The following is a 17,899-nucleotide window of genomic DNA, read 5'->3' as shown; positions in this document are numbered from 1 at the left end:
TCAGTTAAACAAAGGTTTTGAAACCCATATCTTCGCCAAGCTTTTGGGGGACTTTCCAGAGTTTCACAAATTCCACGTTCGCTACCTGGAACGTAAATCAAGCAAATTTTATTGAGCGAAGTCGAAGCATCTTGACATTCATAAAATTTTACTACTGCCGACTGACTCACTAGCAGTTTATTAATGTTTGTTATTTGATTAATTTGATTTTCATTGAGATGGTTCGTGCCTTTTACTTCGCCAGTCTGCGAAATTCCTAAAACTAAAAGTCCCCCTTCAGTATTGGCAAAAGCAGAAATACACTCTGTAATTTGGTCGATAAGAGTTTTGATTTGACCTTTACTAACGCAACCATTATCTTCTCTGCGACCAGCCTCCTTGCGGTCAAAATGTTGTCCTTCAAATTGAGAATCGGTCGGGGATGTTAAAAAAGTCCAGTATTGAAAGGGACAGTCAAAAACTTCTTTGGGATTTGGCATTTTTTAGGAATAAATAATTTTGGTAAACTTTTATTTTAATGATAACGGTAACTGTTGCTGGAGTTAAAAGTGTAGCCGATTTTGTCGCACCTCACTCAATCTGTAGAGTTTAATATCCAATTAACATTACGATAGCTATTTAAGAGATTGATAGAATCCGAGAACGATCGCTCTTAATGGAGTCCGCTTACTGTATGACACTGAGTTGGATGTGATCAGATTCCGGGTTAGGAAGTGTGAGCGCTCTTAAATGAATTCTTTTTCGGGCGTGGAAGTTCATACGTTTCCATTGTGACATACTGCTGAGGAATCCATCACTAGCCCTCCATCTGTTAGCTCATGGTGGTCAGTATGCTTCCCTTGCAGCGGCACGACGGTTCTGGACTTTTTGGACTGGAACCCATTCCTATGTATATTCACAATTCTTTACATGGTTGTGTTTCTCGCTACCTATCTACTTAAGGCAGCAATGTTTTGACACGAGTGCGATCGCCACCAACACCCCCATTTGCGAGAAACTAAACCCAGACCAAAACCCCACAGACCCGCCATGCCCAAACTCTCCGAATGCGTAGGCGTAAGCCGGGGCGGAGCCATCGCTGTTTCCAGGCTTTACCCCAGAAGGTCAAGTCTAGGGGAACGCGGTTGCACTTGAGGGAGTTATTATTGGTTTGCAGTTGCGCGGAGTGAGTGATGTTTAAATTTACTTCCTGGATTGGTTGTTGGTTGAGTGCGGCGGTCTTCGCTGCGGGCGCGGCGGTTGCGGGGGTAGAAAGAGCGATTGCCTAAGTAGCTTTTTCAATTGATGGTATTGCCAAGCAAATCTCGCAACAAATTGATTTCCCAATTCTGCTACCATCCGAAGATGTTCTCGACAGAAACAAATCCCTTGTTGGTAGCAGTAATGTATTGTATGCGACTGTTCCCAGTATTTCTCGAAACGGTAAATACGAGATTGCATTCAACAATCAACCGGACAATCCGGGCAATGCTGCTTTTCGTTTCTCGATTTTGGAAACCGCACGGGGCATTTGAATGATTGAGTAAAAAAATTATCGGTGGGATTCAATTACTGGGAAGAATTAATTACTAATCTTGACCGAAATTTAATGCCATCACAAAGATGTCGATCGCTTGCCTCTACTTTAGGATTGTTCTTCAAATAATTGCGAGCCAAGTCACAATTTTGTTCTAAAACTTCATCTAAATTTAAGAAATTCCAAGCAGAGCCTTGACTATCTTTGACATCAGCTATAAGTTTACCATCTGGACTAAAAGTTACTCGATTTAATGAAGATTTAGACCAAAAATAAACAGGATCTTTAGACCAAAAATTATTTGGTAGATACAAGCGGATAGGAGTACCTGCCAAAGCCAGCATACTACCGTCAGAGCTAAAGCTTAAATCGTTAGAATTATTACTATTGTTTTCATACTTGAGCGGTGTCTTTATTTTGTTGCCATTCTTACCCCAAAAGTTAATATTGTCTCCACTAGCAGAGACAATTGTTTCTCCATTAGGGCTAAATGTTACGCTTTTTACTTCTTCGCTATGCGCGATCGGCTTTACGATTTCTTTTCCTGTCTTGCTGCTCCACAGCCTTACAGTTTTATCATCGCTAGCCGAAGCAAGTTGTCCGGGTTCTTTGGGATTAAAACTAATGCTGTTTACTTGCTTGTTATGCCCTGTAAAAAATTGAATGAGTTGACCGCTCTTATCCCATAGCTTGATAGTTTTATCGCCGCTAGCAGAGGCTATGAACTGACCGTCGGAACTAAAAGCGACACTGTTTATCCAGTGAGTGTGACCTTGAAAACTTGCAAGCAAAGTGCCACTATTAATATTCCATAATTTAAAAGAATCTTTTTTGTTAATATAGGCGATTTCTTTGCAGTTTTTACCTAGATTAGGACTAAAACTTAAATCGCCATTTTTATAACCTTCAACACTTTTGAGATATTTGAACTGTTTGCCGTCTTTCTTCCAAACATTTATGAGGTAACTCTTCCTACTTTCCTGATTGTCATAAAGACTATAAGCCAGAAGAATTTTTTCATCTTCACTGAAACAGACTTGCTGTACTGTACCGCGAAAAATCGGTTCGAGTGGCTGGATTAATTTACCTTGTCTGTCCCAAAGTTTTACAGTTTTATCATCACTAGCTGAAGCAATTATTTGACTATCGGGACTAACGCTAACACTGTTGACTGCCGCGTTATGTTCTCGCAAAGTTTTAAAAGATTTTTCAAATTTACCCGTTGTAGGGTTGCGCTTCCAGACCCTCACAGTATTATCCTTACTAGCACTAACGATCGTTTGACCGTCTCGGCTAAAACTCAAGTCATTGACTGTATCTCTATGGCCTGCAAGAGTGTCGATCGAAGTTCCGTCTTGCTTCCAAAGTTTTATTGAACCTCCTTGGTGAGTAGAAGCAATAAAGTCGCTATCGGGACTGAAGTAAATTTCCTTGCCACCATAATCATCAATTGGGTCGCTGAGTGGTGTACCATTACTTCGCCAGAGTCTAATTTGACTGTTTCCACCTCTTAGATTTGCTGAATCAATAGAAGCAAGTATCTTGTTGTTTGGACTAAAAATAACATTTGTAACGCGATTTGGATGTCCTATTAAGATGGCGATTAGTGTTCCATCAGGTTTCCAGAGTTTGATAAAATTATCATCACCAATAGTGGCAATGAATCGGCTGTTTTTGCTGAAAACAACTTTTTCTATCGATTGAGCGTGTCCGGGCAGAGTTTTTATCAAAGTGCCGTCACTTTTCCAAAGTTTCACTTTATTGTCGTTACCAAAAGTAGCAAGAATTTGGCTATCCGGGCTAAAAACAACCGCAGGGATTTGATTCTCTCGATTTCGATTTACTGGATACTTGTGCAAAACTGCGATCGGAGTACCATCCCGTTTCCAAAGCCGAACTGTACGGTCGGTTCCGATAGTGGCAATTATCTGACCGTCATCACTGAGTTCGATACTTGCAATACTATCAATCTTGTTTTTCCAAGTAACTTCTTTGCCCTCAGAAGTCCATAATTTAATAACATCGTCGCGACTACCCGTGATAATAGCCTGGCTGTCAGGGCTAAAACTCATAACTGACGAATCTCCCTGAATAGTTCTGAGGAAAGTACCGTCACGCCGCCAGAGTTTCACTGTATCATCCTCCCAATTGTTAGTTGCTATTATTTGTCCGTTGGGACTGAAGAGAGCTTTATTGACTTGAGTATCTGATGACCGATAATTTGCAATGCTCTCATTTTTGAGATTCCACAATTTGACTGTTTTATCCTTACTAGCTGTGGCTAATATTTTCCCATTAGGGCTTAAATTCAGATATGTAATACTATCGCTATGAGTGAACAAGGTGAAATCCCACATAAGACACAACCCTTGAAAATCCTCTTCTATTGTTGCATATTTTTCGGGATTTCCTGAAAAAATATCAACATAAATTATCTGTTTGCTATCAGCGGTTACAGCTATACTAGATACGTTTCCACCTATTCTACAAAAGCTGTTAATGTTTTTTATTAACTTTCCCTTTAGTTGATAGATTTTCTGCGTTCTATCCTTATTTCCAAAAATGAGAGTTTTACCGTCTTTGCTAAAACTCATGGTAAGAGTGCCATAATTACTAATTTTACCGCCTGTTTCTTTACCGTCAAGGTTCCAAAGCTGTACTATCTCGTCTTTACCCGCTGCTGCAATCGTTTGACCGTCGGGACTAAAACTGACGATCGCTACTCTTTCAGGATGCTTGAGAGTTCTAATTAATTGACCGTCTCGACTCCACACTTTTACCGTTTTATCTTCACTGGCTGAGGCAATTGTTTCTCCATCTGGGCTGATGCTAACGCTGGTGACGCTACCATTATGCTGGTTTAAATCTTTAATCAAAACAAATTTGTCGCCCTTAAATTTCCAGATTTTTGCAGTTCGATCCTTACTTCCTGTAACTACAGTTTTAGCGTCCTTACTAAAGGCTATGCTAGTAACACTTCCACTGTGTGCTTGTAACTGTGTAATTTTTTTGCCATTTATGCTCCAAATTATCGCTGTTTTGTCTTCGCTGGCTGTCCCGATTGCAGTGCCGTCATCACTGAAAACAACCTTTGTAATGCTACCTTTATGTCCTTCCAGACGGTTTATTTCTTGCACGGTAGCAGCAGCTTGATTTAATTCACTGAGAGCAGATATTTTAATTTCATTAATTACACCTAATTTAAATTTATTCAAAAATTTACCAACTTTAATAGCTGATACCAATCGTTCTAGCTTATTTTCATCATTTTTTGAAGAAGCAATGAGGCTGCTAAGAGAGGTGTTGATCCCGACTAAAGTAGCTACAATCGCTACTCCGCTAACAATAGTTAATAGTCCTACCAACGTAACTGTTGCCCGCCGTGCAGCTTTTAATTGCTGTTTTTGCACTTCTATCAGCTTTTCTTGAGTGAGTTTTCGCTGCTCTCTTTCTCTTTCTAGTTCTGCAATGAATGGATTAAATTGCGAATTGCGAATAAAAGCAACTAAGTAATCGTGAACCAGTTGATATCGGTCTGCTGGAGTCGCAGGGACTTTTAGAACTAACCCCGACATCACTAAAATTTCTAGCACTAAATCTAAAGTAGTGGCTTTTAGCCCTAACTCTAGTTCCAAAACTTCGCGAGATTTTTGAGGTCGAGTATTGTTCTCGTCTGTCAGTAAATACAGAATTAGCTTAGCAACATCTTGATTGTCCGGGCCGCAATCTCGGACAACAGCTTGTAAAAATCGCTCGACTAGCGCTTTTTTTGGCCCGTTTTCCCGGTAACGCTCTAGGGTGGTAATTTTTTCTGCTTGCAGTTGCGATCCTACTACCTGTAATTCGATCGGTCGCACTTCTCCTAATTCACTTGCCAATTCTTCAACTAAGGCATCTACTAACTCAGGCTCTAGGTAAAACTGGGAACGTTCTGTCAAACTAGCGATGACGGCTTTGGTATCAGTTCTGGAAAAATTGCCTAAATAATAAAGAGTATTTTTATTAAGAATATCGTTGTCAATAATGTCAAAATTTACGGTACGATTAGCTTGTAACAAGTAGTACAGGTAGTCTTCCCGAAGCGCCAAAATTACCTTGACATAGGAAATGTGAAGAACTTGACTTAAAAACATATAAAACTGCCGTCTCATTTCCGGTTGTTTGCAAGCAAAGAAAAATTCTTCAAATTGGTCAAAAATTAATACCGTTACTAAACGGCAATTTTCATTCTCCTTTAACCGTTTGAGCATAGCTGCGGGTGTTTCTAACTGAGGCGGTGCGGCTGCTGCTTTTAGTTCTACCAGCGCTTCTGCTAACTTTTTGCCTAACTCTTGCATCCAATCATCGTAATTTTGCACCAGGACTGGCACAGCATCCCATCCATCAAAAGAAGTGAGTTTTAAGGCTGGCACTAAACCTGCTTGGACGATCGAACTTTTGCCTACTCCTGACTGACCGTATAACACGGTAAGCTTGCAGTCAGCCCGGCCGACACGCCCGATTAAGTTGTTAACATCTTGTTGCCGCCCCGATGCGGCGACAATTTCCCCAACTGCGCCAGCAACTTGAACTCGGTTTTCTAAGTTGAGGTCGAGCGATTCAGGAGCTGGCGGCTGCAAGCGTCCCGCTCCAATGAATGCCCGCAATCGGTACTTAGTTTCGATTTCCCGTTGCTCTAGTTTGAATTTAAAAGCTTGGAGATACTCGTGCCTATCTCTGTGAATTTCTTGCAATTGTTCCAAAATTTGAATGTAAAGTTGCGGAGAATTTTTTTCAGGTGGGATTTCTATGGCTGCTTCTAATGTTTTGAGAGCTTCTGCTTCTAGGCCGAGATGCCGCTGCGATCGCGCCAGCAGCAGCAAGTGCAAACTCCTTTCGTGCAGCGGCAATCCGGCTTGTTCCAAAACATCCAGCCCTTGTTTTGCAAGTTCGTTGACTTGCTGCCACTCGCTCCGGTGCAATGCTGTTTGGGCTAAAAAGGCGTAACATCGAGCTACCAAGCTAGCAGGGCCTGCATTTTTGTGAATTGCCAAAGCTTCAGCAGCCAAAGCTTGCAATTCTTGCCACGCTTCTAAATGTTGCAGCACTTCTCCGAGTTTGCTCGTACATTGAGCCACCAGTTGTTCTCGCTTCACGGACTGGAAACAAACGAGGGCTTGCTGCAAATAGGTTCGCGCTTGTTGCCAGTAATGCTGATTTTCGGCTCGGTGCAGTTGAGCTTTGCGATTGTAAGCCTCTGCGATTTTCATGCAGGCAATTCCCTGCCGTTCCGCAAAATCGAGCTGCTGCCAGACTGCCAAGCTTTTTTCGTAGGATTCGATCGCTGCATCAACGCGCTTATTTTGAAACTGATTTGTTCCCTGGATAAACTCCCAGCAAGCTTGTAATTCCGTGTCTATTTTTCCCAACATCAATAAATCTTTCTCGACTGCCTCAACTTCACACCCTTCTAATTTGAAATTGGGCTCGCAGTTCAACGTTTGCTCGATTTTTTGGCACAGAAACTCGCGCAAATCTTCAGGCGAAACAGTAAAGTGAATTGGCGGGCCGGCCCAAGTGTTGAAATCATTAGCCAAACGCCCTAACTTGGATAGCACAACATCCGTCACCCACACCACGATGGGAAAGTGGAAATCTTGCCGGAATCGATCGCGAGCGCGGTTGGCTGCAGTCAACAAATCGTCAAGCGAAACGACTGACTCTACTCCCAGCACTGCGAGCGCCTGTGGGGAATTCTCCTTCACAGCATCCGAGATCGCCCCATAAAGGCTTTTAGCCGAAGCCGGCAAACATAACTCTTGTACTGTGACGGCAGATTGTTCGCGCAGCAGTTTCCGTATCTGCTCTCTCAAGTTAGCGTAATTGCAGCGAGCGAAAATTAAGGAAAAGTTTCCTCGGCCCATCAAAAGCGCTCGGGTCAAAGTCTTGAGAGATCGCTGGTTATCTGGGGATAAGTTTTCTCTTGATTTCACTTGGGTCATATTAACTATTTTGCTGCTGCCAAGCTTGAAATTTTTCTGTTTCTGCTAAAAGCGGATTGATGCCAAACCACTTACCTTTGCTGTCGCAGTATTCAAATACAAATAAACTCCGAATTAGAGTTTGATATGCTGCATCTCCCCTAACTTGCTGCTCCCGAACTACTTGAAAAAGCAAATCCCATTCTTCAGTGTCAATTGATAGAGATACGCGATCGCGATTTTCGCGGATCGCTACTTCTAAAACGGCTGCGGAAAACGGCGGATCTTCCTCTTGCAGGCATCGGTGGAGCATTCCCAACAGCTCCCGCGCGTGGCCGCCACTAACGCGACACAGCCTATCTAAGGTTTCTGGGCTATCAAAAACTTCTGTAATTAATTTTAATCGATCCTGCGGCTTAACGTCGGGAAAAGCTCTTGCCATTACCATCTGCCGCAGCAGCGCCATTCCTTCCGAACACTCCGAACCATCTCTGTCTTGTACCGGAACCATTGGCAGCACTTTCGGGTTAACTCCCCCACCCAAACGATTTTTCAAGGTTTCGCCATCATTAGAAAAAATAAGTGCTAGCGGTACTGTATAGACCAAATGACAATTCAGTTTTCGCAACTGTTCGCCTCTTTCAATAAACAAATACTCTGGCAGCATCTTGCCTGAAGCAGTGCGCCGGTTCTCCACTCGATCTAGATTGTCAATAATCACGACTAAGCCCTTTTGACCGCACTTTTTTAGTCGATCGTTAGCCTCTTTTAAGATTTCATCGTTGAGCAATTGCAAAATTTTATTGGTTTGGGGTTCTAAATATTGCCGCAGTTTGCGGCGCAAATCGGGACTGTCTTTAGTTTTCGCTGTAATCTTGGCCAGATCGCCCAGCAGTGAAAATTCTAAATTTCCCTCCGTACTGCCCTTAATTTTATTGCCCAAAATTTGGCCCTCAACAGTTACTTCGACCGGAGTTTGTAAAAACTCCCACGTTGTTGAGAGAAAGGCTTTAAAACCTTGAGGTTTCACCTCAATCTGACTGGAATCCAAGCTTGCAAGTACCTGGCGAGAAATTGCCAGGATAATATCTGTAACGTCGATATCAGTTTCGTCTAAATCTTCAGAAGATTCAAAGTAAACAACGTGAAATCCTTCTGCTTCCAATTCGGTTTTTAAACGCGACAGTTCGGTAGATTTACCGCAGCCGATGTGTCCGGTAAATAACTGACAGGTTGGTTGGTTGGGAGTGAGTTTGGTAATAGTCCGTTTTAGAGCTTCGATTATTTTCGCTCCCCTCACCGCAGCAAAATCAATATAGTACAGTCGGTCTTCTGGATTGCTCAGGAAGAGGCTGCGGCTGGGGTTGCAGGCATTAAAAAAATTTTGTAAGTCCATACTTGAGGTAAGAATATAATGTATTTGGCTGGGGACGAATTGAAAATGTTTTTACATTACAACTCTTCGGACAGATTTTGATTGCCAACCGTATGATAATGGTTTTGGGATAATTGAGCAATCGCAATGCCAACAGGAAACCAAAGGCTTGAAATTACAGCCTAAAAACTGTCCGAATTCTTGGTATTGAAATATCAAGAAAACTAATAGGAGCCTAAGCTACACAACACCAGCTACCACAATTTTGAGCCAAACTAAACCCAAACCCAACCGAACGCGCCCCGCCATGCCCAAACTCCCCGAGTGCGACCGCTGTCTCCTCTTTGCCCGCAACCCGCACCTCGTCTGCGCCGTCCATCCCACGGGCCCTAACGCGGACACTTGCCTAGATTTTCGAGAAAACCCCAACACCGCATCGGAGGAATTGTGGGAACCCGAAGGTGCAAGCTACTACAACGGCGAACTTATCTTGCAACCGAGGCAGCGGTGGACTTTGGAAGAGCAGCTAGAACTTTTGGACACTCATCCTTTGTTTACTGGTCGGTGTCCCCACTGTGAGCTCCCGTTTCCCAAGTACGAACAGCCACCTGTTCATTGGGATTGTTCGGAGTGCGGATGGATGGATGATTCGGTGTGAGGCGACGGTTCTGTTTTGATAATGGCGATCGTTACGCTTTCTAGAGCATTGATGCACCTAACTTTCTGGTTAAGATTGAATAAGTTGAATAAAGAATTATGATTTTTTAAGTAAGCTAGCTAGTATTTAGGTAGCTTGATTACTGAATGGGCTTTCCAGTCAAGTTGTTTACGATAGAAAGTAATTTAATCTTCATGAAAAATCACTACCACAAAGTTGCCGTTGCCTCTGTTTGCACCGCTCTAGGTTTTGCACTGGGATCAAACACAGAAGCTAAAGCAGCTACATTTACATTAGCACCTGCTATCACTTTTGAAGTCATAGATTTTAACTACTATGGTAATAGCTTCGACGGGCTGGGAGACGAGGTGTTTCCGGGTAATTTTGATGTTGTTGTGAGGGGAACGGATGGTGAAGCAGCAGAGTTTGCCGAATTCAATATCAACAGCTTGTTTCTCGACTCTAATACAGTTATTAGCAGTGCTGTTCTTCTGGCTGAGATTTACACTTTTCAAACATTTGGTCTTGGCGTGAGCGCTACTAACCCTGGTAGTTTGGGTATCTTCGGCTATGTAGGAAACGGAACAGTCGAAGCATCAGATTTTGAGGCGGGAGTATTCTTAAGTTCTGTAGATATCTCATCCTCGTCACCTGGTGATATTCTTAGCTTCGACGTGACTCCATTTGTTAATCAGCGAGTTACTAATGGTGATACTTTTGCTGGGTTTGGCATCCGTGCTTTGAACCTGGGTTCTCTCACCCTGGGAGGTGGTAATTTTCCTGGTATCCAACCAAGGTTGATAGTTGAAACCGCCGACGTTGGTGAGCCTGAGTGTGTACCTGAACCAATCACCATCTTTGGTTCCGCTCTAGGTCTATCCTTGGGAGGATGGCTGAAACGAAAGAAATCAAATCAGCAGCATAAAACAACGCCACAAGGTTAATCTACGGTTTGACAACATTGTTTAAATCTCAACTTATCAGTTACGATCGCCAGTTCGACCGACACCACGAAGTTTTATATGTTGGTGGGATTGGTAAGGAAGTTGTGCAGAGAAATCAATAAATCCATAGAATTGATTTTTTAGGGCAACTTCAGGATAGTAAGCTAAAAAACCCAGGGGTCGCCGAGACTGTGTGCGATCGCAAAGAGAGTTTCTGCTGCTGCCTACTTTGGGTGCTCTGTGTGGCGAGCGCGCTGAGGGTCGCGCCACAGTTCAGCAATTACGACTGGCTAAGTTCGGTTATCCGCAAGCTGAGCTTTTTGCGTAACGCTAAAGTTGATTAGTTCTTCAATTATTTTTACCGTTCTGGTCATTGAACGGCTAAAACATCAGAATATTTTGTACATCCAGGAGCAACCGTGAGCCTAATTAATCTTGTCATACCTTCGCCTCCCGGTTTTACGGCCGGCATGGGCACCATCTTAAAACTGATGCGGGATAATCCCAAGAGTGTGTTAAAAGTTATACACTTGTACCGCGAACATCCAGAAAGTTCCAGCACTTTCATCGCATTTTTTAGAGAACCAAATTCAGTTTGTCAAATTACAGCAGTTCTCAATGTGTGGGGTACGTCCTTTGGATACAGTGGGGAAGGGCCTCGCGCTTACGGTGCAATTCGCTCTGCAATTGAAGACTTAAAACTTCCTTTTGAACAGCGCGAGTGGCGGGAGTTTTCCCATCTAAAAACAGGGTTGAACCATCGGGATTGGTCTGATGGCGATTCCTTATCCCTGGAGTATGCAAACAAATGGGAGGAGCTTCTAATCGATCGCTGCTACTCCTCTTTAACTGAATTATTGCCGTCAGAACCTTACACCGTTGACCAGTTTAACGAAACTTGGAGAAATCGCTGGGAATCTAGACAGCAGACTAATTCCTAGTCTATCAAATACGAAAATACATCCAATGATGAGTTTAATGAGCTACAATTGGAGTAGTTTTTATTGTAGAAAACGCCACTTTACGAGGTTATATTTATGCCAGATTTACGAGTTTATCGCCTCTTCATAAGCCATGCTTGGATTCACAACGATGATTACTACAGGCTAGTCGAGATGCTAAAGAACGCCAACCATTTTTTGTGGCATAATTATAGCGTTCCCGAACACGAACCTCTTCTAGTGAAAACGACCAAACAATTAGATGAAGGTCTGGTTCTGCAAATTAGACCTACTCAGGCAGTAATAATAATTTCCGGTATGTACGCTGCACACCGGAAATGGATTCAAAGAGAAATTGAGATCGCCCAGGAGATGAATAAGCCAATCATTGGCATCAAACCTTGGGGCAATGAAAGAATTCCCATTGCAGTACAAAATGCTGCTTGTGAAATGGTGGGTTGGAACACAACTTCAATTGTTGATGCTATTCGGAGGTATTCTTTATGACGCCAGATGAATATGGAGATAGTTTTCGAGCGCATTTTTTAGAACAATATAAGTTGTGCGTCGAAATGGCCGATAGAATAAGTGCGCGCCGAGTTTTGATTAGTAACTTCTACATGTCATTTCTGTCTAGTTTTTTAGCATTTCTGTCTATAGTGACGAATCGAGGCAGCCATTCAGATTACCAAAATATATTGATAGTTTTTGCCTCGCTATTAGGTATAATGCTGTGTTATTTATGGAACTTGAACATTGCTTCTTACAAAAAACTTAACGCCAGCAAGTTTGATGTGATTAACGAAATGGAAAAACAAATGCCATTTCCTTGCTACACTAAAGAATGGGAAATTTTGACACAAAATAAAGATAGGCGTGATAAGTACGTGCAGTTAACGTTTGTTGAAAAACGAGTCCCGTTTGTGTTTGCCTTTTTATACTTAGGATTGCTTATTTATGTAGGTGACGTTTTACACTTAAATTTTGGTTTAAATTAGTGAGCGTGATAATAGATACACCGCAACCGCACGCAATACATCCAATGACTGACTCGCCACTCGAACAAATCGATTTGCTGGACACCGATTACGCTGACATCCTCGCCAACAGCAGCCATCCCGCGTTTGAAATGCAACTGGTAAAATTGGGGATTGATGCAGCAAAAGCGCGCACCGCCACCAACTTCATCGCCCTCATGCGCCAAAAACCCGACACTCCCGAACAATGGGCAGCTTTAACCGAGGCTTGGGAAGCAGGTTGTGGCTTCGAGCCCGAACTCGAACACTTGCAACTGCTCGTACAATTGCTGTGGAACCATCAAAGAAACGGTGCAAGCGATAGATAACCCGTAGCGTTTAGTTGAGTTCACCGCAATAAATTAGCAAAAGCATCACTCGGCAATCCCTCTTTGAGCAGCGAGAATTCCTCGATGTAATTGCCCTCAAATATGCTGAGGTTATCCATCATGCGAGTGCGCGTTGCTAAAACAGATTGCACCCAGGTTGTAGAGAGCGGAACTCCAAAATAGCAACCGGGAGTATCCCAAGTTGGGTCGATGGCATATCCATCGGGTGCGAGCAACCAAGCATGGCTAATTGGAAATCCAACATCGGCATGAAGGGCGTATCCTTCGGCGTAGGTGAGGTTGCTGTTGGCAAGTGCTAATTGCTGGCAGTTCCAGTAACCCAACTTCGGTACGCCAGCTTCAACGGTTGGAGGCAACGGTTTCGGTTCCATCGGGAAGCCGCAGCGCAGCACCAATTCTTCGTACCTTTGGTACATCCAGTTAGCTCTCTTCTGCGGTGTTTCGACAGCAGCAACTACGTTTTCTAAATATTCCTTTATCTGCTGTGCTGAGATAGTTTGAGTTCGAGTATTCACCGTTGTAATTCCTGTTATGTTGGGTTTACTTCTTCGAGCTTTCCAAACGGTTCCACAGGGGCAATAGCTCGACATCCTGGGGATTGTACAGCAGTTCTTTGAATAGCGGGAACTCTTTGACGTACATCTTGTAGAGTTTGGGATTGCTTTGGAGGCTAGCTTCGGTGTTAGCTATTCTATCAGCCAATTTAACAATCAAAGCTTTTTTGTTGGACTGGATTTTTAAGGCTGTTTTGCGGAAGCGATCTGCTCGGTTTTCTCCTGGCTCACTGGTTACAGCCCACACAATATCGGCCGTTTCTTTCCCGAATTCGGACACCAGCATCTCATAAGTTGTTGGCGTATCTTCCAAGGTATCGTGGAGCCATCCCGCTGCTGCAATCGCTTCATCGCCTGCATAACCGAATTCGCTCAGCACTTGAGATACTCGAGCTAGATGATAGGAATAGGGATGCTCACCGTATTGTTGAGTGCCGTGTTGGACAATTGCAAATTCTCTAGCTTGATTGGGGATGCTCATTATATTTACTATTTTTCTTCCTTTCTTTTAACTGCCAATCTTTCTTGATATCACCCAAGCTTCTAGATTGCATTCTATTTAGAACTTCTGTTTCCCAATTGACACTGAAATACTGTTTAATCACTTCAATATGTCCAATCTCTGATTTAGTCAACCACCACCGCCGACCTGCGAATGTAACAGGAGATGTTAGCTGGTCGCTCTTTTCAAGGTACTGCTCTAATTCAGCAATCTCATTCTCATTCAACCCGTAAGCTTCGGCTTTCTCAAGCCACTCGCTCCAATCCATGTGCACCTGAGAAGGAAAAGTGGATAAAAAATCTTGAGTTAGCTCGTCCAGCTCCATAGTGTTGATGTAATTAGTCATTTCTTCATTTCCTCTTTGGTGGATTGATAATTTGAGTTAATGGGCAACGGTCTTAAACTAATGGAAAATTAAGCAAGAGCCTCCGCCGGGAATCCTTGTTTGAAAATCGAAAAATCTTCGAGATAATTCCCCTGCAAAATGCTCAGTTCATCAGTGCGTCCCTTCTGCTTTCGAGAATTCCAAATTGATTTTACCCACGATGTCGCCAGGGGAATGCCCAAATAACAACAGCCGGGATGTTGCCAAGTCGGGTCGATGACGTATCCGTTGGCATCTAGCAGCCAAGCATGATGCAGCGGAATAGACACGCCTTCCGCCATTGCGTACCCTTCAACGTAAATGAGGCTGCGGTTTTTTAAGACTAAGCGCTGGCAATTGGCATAACAAAGTCTTGGTTGACCTTGTTTGATGTTTTTGGGTAGCGGTTTGGGTTCCATCACCCTTCCGCACTCTAAAACCAATTCCTCAAAACCCCGGTACTTCCAATCCGTTCTGCCCGGTACTTTTTTCATGACAGCAGCTAAATCTTGCAAGTATCCTTTGAATTCCTCTATTTCAGTAGTTTCAATTGGATTGTTCATTCTAATAATTAAGGTTGGGCTAACTTATTGAGTCGATGCTGTATTTGCTGTTTGGTGCGGTGTTGTTATCCACCTGCTGCGTAATGAGCTCGGTTTTTGTCGTACATTTGGTATTTAAGCATGGCTCTTTCTAGCTTGACATAATTGATAGCACTCGGATTCTTTGTGAAAGCTTTATAAGCAGCATTCATTTCTATTTTAAGCTGTTTTTTGATGTTTAGTTCGTCCATAAGTGACAGGGTATTAAGGTTAACTCATGCAGAAGGAACTAACTTTATCAGCGCTAACCAATTCTATTATACTAGGAGAATAGCAGGCAGTAGAGCTTTCAGAGGTGAGGTTATCTATGAACAGGGAAATAGTTAAAGCAACATTGTTGTCTGAAATTCAAGAGTTACAAGAAAGTTTGCAGATAATTGCCCGCAGGGTGCGACAAGGTGATGCAGTCGGCTCCCACACCAATATCGATAGCTCTAAAGTCAATAATTTGATCGGTAAGTATCAATTATTGATGGAACTGAGGGCAAGTGAAGCAAAGAAACAAAGCTGACACTTCGATCATTCTTCCAACTTCATCAACTTTCCCAGCTTTCGGTTGAGCAAATCGGCATCGGTTTCATCCTCGCATCGCTCCTTCTCTAACCATTCTAAAATCTCAGGTTTTGGGCGAAACGAGAACACGGGGCGCTTGCTATCGTACTTAGCTTTGGCTTCTTTGATAACGCCTGGATTATTGGTATGCCATTGTTGCTGCGGTGAGATTTCCACAACTTCGATCTCAGTCCACCGGGCTTGGATTCTTTCACCCTGCCGTCCCACCAAAACATGAGATGCGAGATACTTTTGGGCACCCCGTTCCGTTTTCCACTTCTTTGCTCCTTCCAAAGTAGCCGAATCAATGGCGTTGTACTCAGGGTTTCCCTGCGTTTCGGTGGCATAGCGCACTTTGCTATCCTTTCTGAACCTGATGGCATACAAGCTCAACTTGTGACCTCCTGCAACCGCTGCTGAACGATCGCCGTACATTGATAGTTCACTTCAATTGACCCATTAGGAACTGGTAATTTTTCTAAGTTTTCGGATGTCAAGGAATTTTTAGGCATTTTTTTTCCTTTGTTCTATTTTTACGATAGCAACATCATATTGATTATAAACATTAGCGCCACGAATTCCGGGGGTCACATATCGCGACATAAATCTCAAGGCACTGTCGGAGGTTTTGAATTGCTTGGCGTTTTGGATCTCGTTGCTAATGTCAAGTTTAAAGTCATTAGTTAATTCTGTAACATAGAAGTAACTCTCTTTAGTACCTAAACGGATAACGTAATACATTTTGTTGCTTCTTCCTTGCCTAACGCGAAGGAAAAAGCCGCTAGAAAGCACTAAAATTATTTGCTTTTCAATCCAGTCCCGTGTTGATAGTTCGAGTGATTCAGCTAAAGTATATTCCCAACCCCCGTAAAGTCGTTCGCCAACCGTCGCGTAAATAACTCCATTTGCATCGATAATATTCCACCGATTGCTGTCTCCATTAACAAGCCTGAGCTCTTTTGTAGCAATCACCGCCTGCAAGTTTTCAAGAATAGATTTGTTTATTGTCATCTATCTGTCATTTTAACCCAAGAAGTATTTTCTAATTTATCGCGGGTAGCGCACTTGAGTATCCTTTTTGAATCTGATGGCGTACAAACTCAACTCGCAGCCTCCTGCAAGCGCTGCTGCTGATAGCGTTCCCAAGCCCGCACCGCCAATTCTTCAAAATGAGTGTCAGGGTATTCGGGTGAGAAAGCCTCGGAACTATGATTCCGATAAGCCTGTTCTGCTGCTTTTTCTACTTGGATGCGAGCTATCAGAAACAGCTCTTGATGTTCAGGTGAACCTATTTCCGCTTCTGCGATTACTATGTAACTGTTGGGGTATTGAGCGATGGCATTGTCAGCACCCCTGCGCGTTTTCCAGCGCCTAGCACTCGACAAAGTATGAGCGTAGTAAAACTGTTCTGGTTGTCTGATGGATTGAGCTACGAACATTTAGATAGTGCCTACTTAAAGTTTGATTGTGTTACGAGTAAATAACCGACTAGCGGACTCGATACTCGGTTTCTAGGTACTGGATTATTAGCTTCCACTTGTCTTCGCAGAGTTTCCGAAATAATGGAAACTGCTCTTCGGTTATTTTATAACCAATCTGCCAAGCACAAAATATGTAACCTCCTTCTCTAAGAAATCTCCCCCCTTTTTCTCCAAAGCGCGAGTACATTTCTTGTATTGCCAACCCTGCGACGAACTCTAGTTCGTCATCTGTTGGCACAGGCAGTTCTTTGGAGGTATCCCAAGTTACTGTCATTTTCATTAATTTTTTTCCTCATTTTGGTTGCAAGGATTCTACCTGCAAGACATCTAAACCTTGAGTAAATGTCTGAATTAATGAACGTATTTAGTCATGAAACACCCTCCGTTGTAATAAGTTTTAAAATTTCCACCTTTAAACCCAATTCTGAATGGATAGTTTTCAAGCAATTCTCTGCCAGTCTTTTGTGGGGTTGCCTTCTTGCCTGCACGAAAAAGTAAATGCTGAGAATGTCTGCCTCATCTAAACTTCGCATGAGAGCGATCGCTCCGTGGCTGTAGGCTCTGGGATACACCACAAACCGAGAACCCACCTCATCCCAAACGCACTTGACTTTAGTTGCGCCGAGAACATCTTGGAGGTCGCCAACTATTACAGACGGGCCAGACCACAAGAAGCGACCATCATAATGCTTGACTGGCAACTGAGCTGCTGCCATGTCCAAACAAAATTGGCGGTGTTCCGGTTCCGAGTATCTGTTCGCTATTCCCATAACCGCGCTTCCTTGCCGTGGCCCAGGGCTGTTGCCACCGAGTACGGCGTCGTATTGATTGGGTTGATTCATGTTTGTTGTTCCTCCTGATTCATTGATTGCGGCATATCATACTTGGCATTAACTTCCAAGTCCCCGAATTCAACTTCTTGTTCTTCAAGATAATTGTCTATTTCACCCAAGCAGGATGCCGCCATCTTTAAATACACTTTCATTCTGGGATTGCCTGGATGAATATCTTCTACTTCCCAGCCCTCTGTTTTGGCTAGTATAAGCGCTAATCTTTCGAGTAATTCGTGATACATTGTTATGCC

22 protein-coding genes and 1 pseudogene are annotated in these 17,899 nt (G+C 43.1%); 8 read left to right on the top strand and 15 right to left on the bottom strand.

Going from position 1 to position 17,899, the window contains the following annotated elements; all coding sequences use genetic code 11:
• Positions 1–80: 80 nt before the first annotated feature.
• The 3 genes and pseudogenes from QUA03_RS29010 to QUA03_RS12555 form a co-directional block, all read right to left on the bottom strand.
• Positions 81–479: pseudogene (locus QUA03_RS29010) on the bottom strand (AlbA family DNA-binding domain-containing protein); the annotation flags it as partial.
• Between the two features lie 1,069 nt (positions 480–1,548).
• Entirely contained in the window at positions 1,549–7,497 is a 5,949-nt protein-coding gene (locus QUA03_RS12560) for an nSTAND1 domain-containing NTPase (protein ID WP_333212504.1), read from the bottom strand.
• Between the two features lies 1 nt (position 7,498).
• Positions 7,499–8,872 (bottom strand): P-loop NTPase fold protein, encoded by a 1,374-nt coding sequence (locus QUA03_RS12555; protein WP_333212502.1) that lies wholly within the window; start codon positions 8,870–8,872, stop codon positions 7,499–7,501.
• Positions 8,873–9,116: 244 nt separating this feature from the next.
• Here QUA03_RS12555 and QUA03_RS12550 point away from each other — a divergent pair, with 244 nt between their 5' ends.
• The 7 genes from QUA03_RS12550 (at position 9,117) to QUA03_RS12520 (ending at position 12,739) form a co-directional block, all read left to right on the top strand.
• Positions 9,117–9,509, top strand: coding sequence for a hypothetical protein (locus QUA03_RS12550; RefSeq protein ID WP_333212501.1), 393 nt, complete (start codon positions 9,117–9,119; stop codon positions 9,507–9,509).
• A 146-nt stretch (positions 9,510–9,655) separates the two neighbouring features.
• The gene (locus tag QUA03_RS12545; RefSeq protein ID WP_333212499.1) at positions 9,656–10,453 is read left to right on the top strand and encodes a PEP-CTERM sorting domain-containing protein; all 798 of its coding nucleotides are present in this window, start codon (positions 9,656–9,658) and stop codon (positions 10,451–10,453) included.
• A 193-nt stretch (positions 10,454–10,646) separates the two neighbouring features.
• Entirely contained in the window at positions 10,647–10,781 is a 135-nt protein-coding gene (locus QUA03_RS12540) for a hypothetical protein (RefSeq protein WP_333212498.1), read from the top strand.
• A gap of 91 nt (positions 10,782–10,872) precedes the next feature.
• Positions 10,873–11,394: a hypothetical protein gene (locus QUA03_RS12535; protein WP_333212496.1), complete on the top strand. Its 522-nt coding sequence runs from the start codon at positions 10,873–10,875 to the stop codon at positions 11,392–11,394.
• A gap of 96 nt (positions 11,395–11,490) precedes the next feature.
• The gene (locus QUA03_RS12530; RefSeq protein ID WP_333212495.1) at positions 11,491–11,901 is read left to right on the top strand and encodes a TIR domain-containing protein; all 411 of its coding nucleotides are present in this window, start codon (positions 11,491–11,493) and stop codon (positions 11,899–11,901) included.
• Positions 11,898–12,392, top strand: coding sequence for a RipA family octameric membrane protein (locus tag QUA03_RS12525; RefSeq protein WP_333212493.1), 495 nt, complete (start codon positions 11,898–11,900; stop codon positions 12,390–12,392). Before QUA03_RS12530 ends, QUA03_RS12525 begins: the two co-directional genes overlap by 4 nt.
• Positions 12,393–12,436: 44 nt before the next feature.
• Positions 12,437–12,739: a hypothetical protein gene (locus tag QUA03_RS12520; RefSeq protein WP_333212491.1), complete on the top strand. Its 303-nt coding sequence runs from the start codon at positions 12,437–12,439 to the stop codon at positions 12,737–12,739.
• Between the two features lie 20 nt (positions 12,740–12,759).
• On the opposite strand, the gene QUA03_RS12515 is transcribed toward QUA03_RS12520, so the two are convergent.
• From QUA03_RS12515 to QUA03_RS12495, 5 genes are all read right to left on the bottom strand, one after another.
• Positions 12,760–13,275, bottom strand: coding sequence for a hypothetical protein (locus tag QUA03_RS12515; RefSeq protein ID WP_333212490.1), 516 nt, complete (start codon positions 13,273–13,275; stop codon positions 12,760–12,762).
• 25 nt (positions 13,276–13,300) lie between these two features.
• The gene (locus QUA03_RS12510) at positions 13,301–13,795 is read right to left on the bottom strand and encodes an HD domain-containing protein (RefSeq protein WP_333212489.1); all 495 of its coding nucleotides are present in this window, start codon (positions 13,793–13,795) and stop codon (positions 13,301–13,303) included.
• Positions 13,773–14,162 (bottom strand): hypothetical protein, encoded by a 390-nt coding sequence (locus QUA03_RS12505; protein ID WP_333212487.1) that lies wholly within the window; start codon positions 14,160–14,162, stop codon positions 13,773–13,775. Before QUA03_RS12505 ends, QUA03_RS12510 begins: the two co-directional genes overlap by 23 nt.
• A gap of 68 nt (positions 14,163–14,230) precedes the next feature.
• The gene (locus QUA03_RS12500) at positions 14,231–14,743 is read right to left on the bottom strand and encodes a hypothetical protein (protein WP_333212486.1); all 513 of its coding nucleotides are present in this window, start codon (positions 14,741–14,743) and stop codon (positions 14,231–14,233) included.
• A 65-nt stretch (positions 14,744–14,808) separates the two neighbouring features.
• Positions 14,809–14,973, bottom strand: coding sequence for a hypothetical protein (locus tag QUA03_RS12495; RefSeq protein ID WP_333158236.1), 165 nt, complete (start codon positions 14,971–14,973; stop codon positions 14,809–14,811).
• Between the two features lie 116 nt (positions 14,974–15,089).
• On the opposite strand from QUA03_RS12495, the gene QUA03_RS12490 reads away from it, so the two are divergent.
• The gene (locus QUA03_RS12490) at positions 15,090–15,293 is read left to right on the top strand and encodes a hypothetical protein (protein ID WP_333212484.1); all 204 of its coding nucleotides are present in this window, start codon (positions 15,090–15,092) and stop codon (positions 15,291–15,293) included.
• 8 nt (positions 15,294–15,301) lie between these two features.
• Here the strand turns inward: QUA03_RS12490 and QUA03_RS12485 are convergent, their stop codons facing one another.
• From QUA03_RS12485 to QUA03_RS12455, 7 genes are all read right to left on the bottom strand, one after another.
• On the bottom strand, positions 15,302–15,688 hold the full coding sequence (locus tag QUA03_RS12485; protein ID WP_333212483.1) for a hypothetical protein: 387 nt from the start codon (positions 15,686–15,688) through the stop codon (positions 15,302–15,304).
• Positions 15,689–15,723: 35 nt separating this feature from the next.
• Entirely contained in the window at positions 15,724–15,846 is a 123-nt protein-coding gene (locus QUA03_RS12480) for a hypothetical protein (protein WP_333212481.1), read from the bottom strand.
• A complete protein-coding gene (locus tag QUA03_RS12475) occupies positions 15,839–16,345 on the bottom strand; it encodes a hypothetical protein (protein ID WP_333212479.1) in 507 nt (168 codons plus the stop codon). Before QUA03_RS12475 ends, QUA03_RS12480 begins: the two co-directional genes overlap by 8 nt.
• A gap of 89 nt (positions 16,346–16,434) precedes the next feature.
• Entirely contained in the window at positions 16,435–16,773 is a 339-nt protein-coding gene (locus tag QUA03_RS12470; protein WP_333212477.1) for a hypothetical protein, read from the bottom strand.
• A 49-nt stretch (positions 16,774–16,822) separates the two neighbouring features.
• Positions 16,823–17,095, bottom strand: coding sequence for a hypothetical protein (locus QUA03_RS12465; RefSeq protein WP_333212475.1), 273 nt, complete (start codon positions 17,093–17,095; stop codon positions 16,823–16,825).
• An 88-nt stretch (positions 17,096–17,183) separates the two neighbouring features.
• The gene (locus QUA03_RS12460; protein ID WP_333212473.1) at positions 17,184–17,657 is read right to left on the bottom strand and encodes a hypothetical protein; all 474 of its coding nucleotides are present in this window, start codon (positions 17,655–17,657) and stop codon (positions 17,184–17,186) included.
• Positions 17,654–17,890, bottom strand: coding sequence for a hypothetical protein (locus QUA03_RS12455; RefSeq protein WP_333212471.1), 237 nt, complete (start codon positions 17,888–17,890; stop codon positions 17,654–17,656). Before QUA03_RS12455 ends, QUA03_RS12460 begins: the two co-directional genes overlap by 4 nt.
• Positions 17,891–17,899: the final 9 nt, after the last annotated feature.

This window comes from Microcoleus sp. S36b_A4, assembly GCF_036700645.1.
In the GTDB taxonomy this organism is placed as follows: Bacteria; Cyanobacteriota; Cyanobacteriia; order Cyanobacteriales; family Microcoleaceae; genus Microcoleus.
The sequence above is the reverse complement of the archived record's forward strand: the minus strand, read 5'-3'. Positions and strand labels throughout refer to the sequence as shown.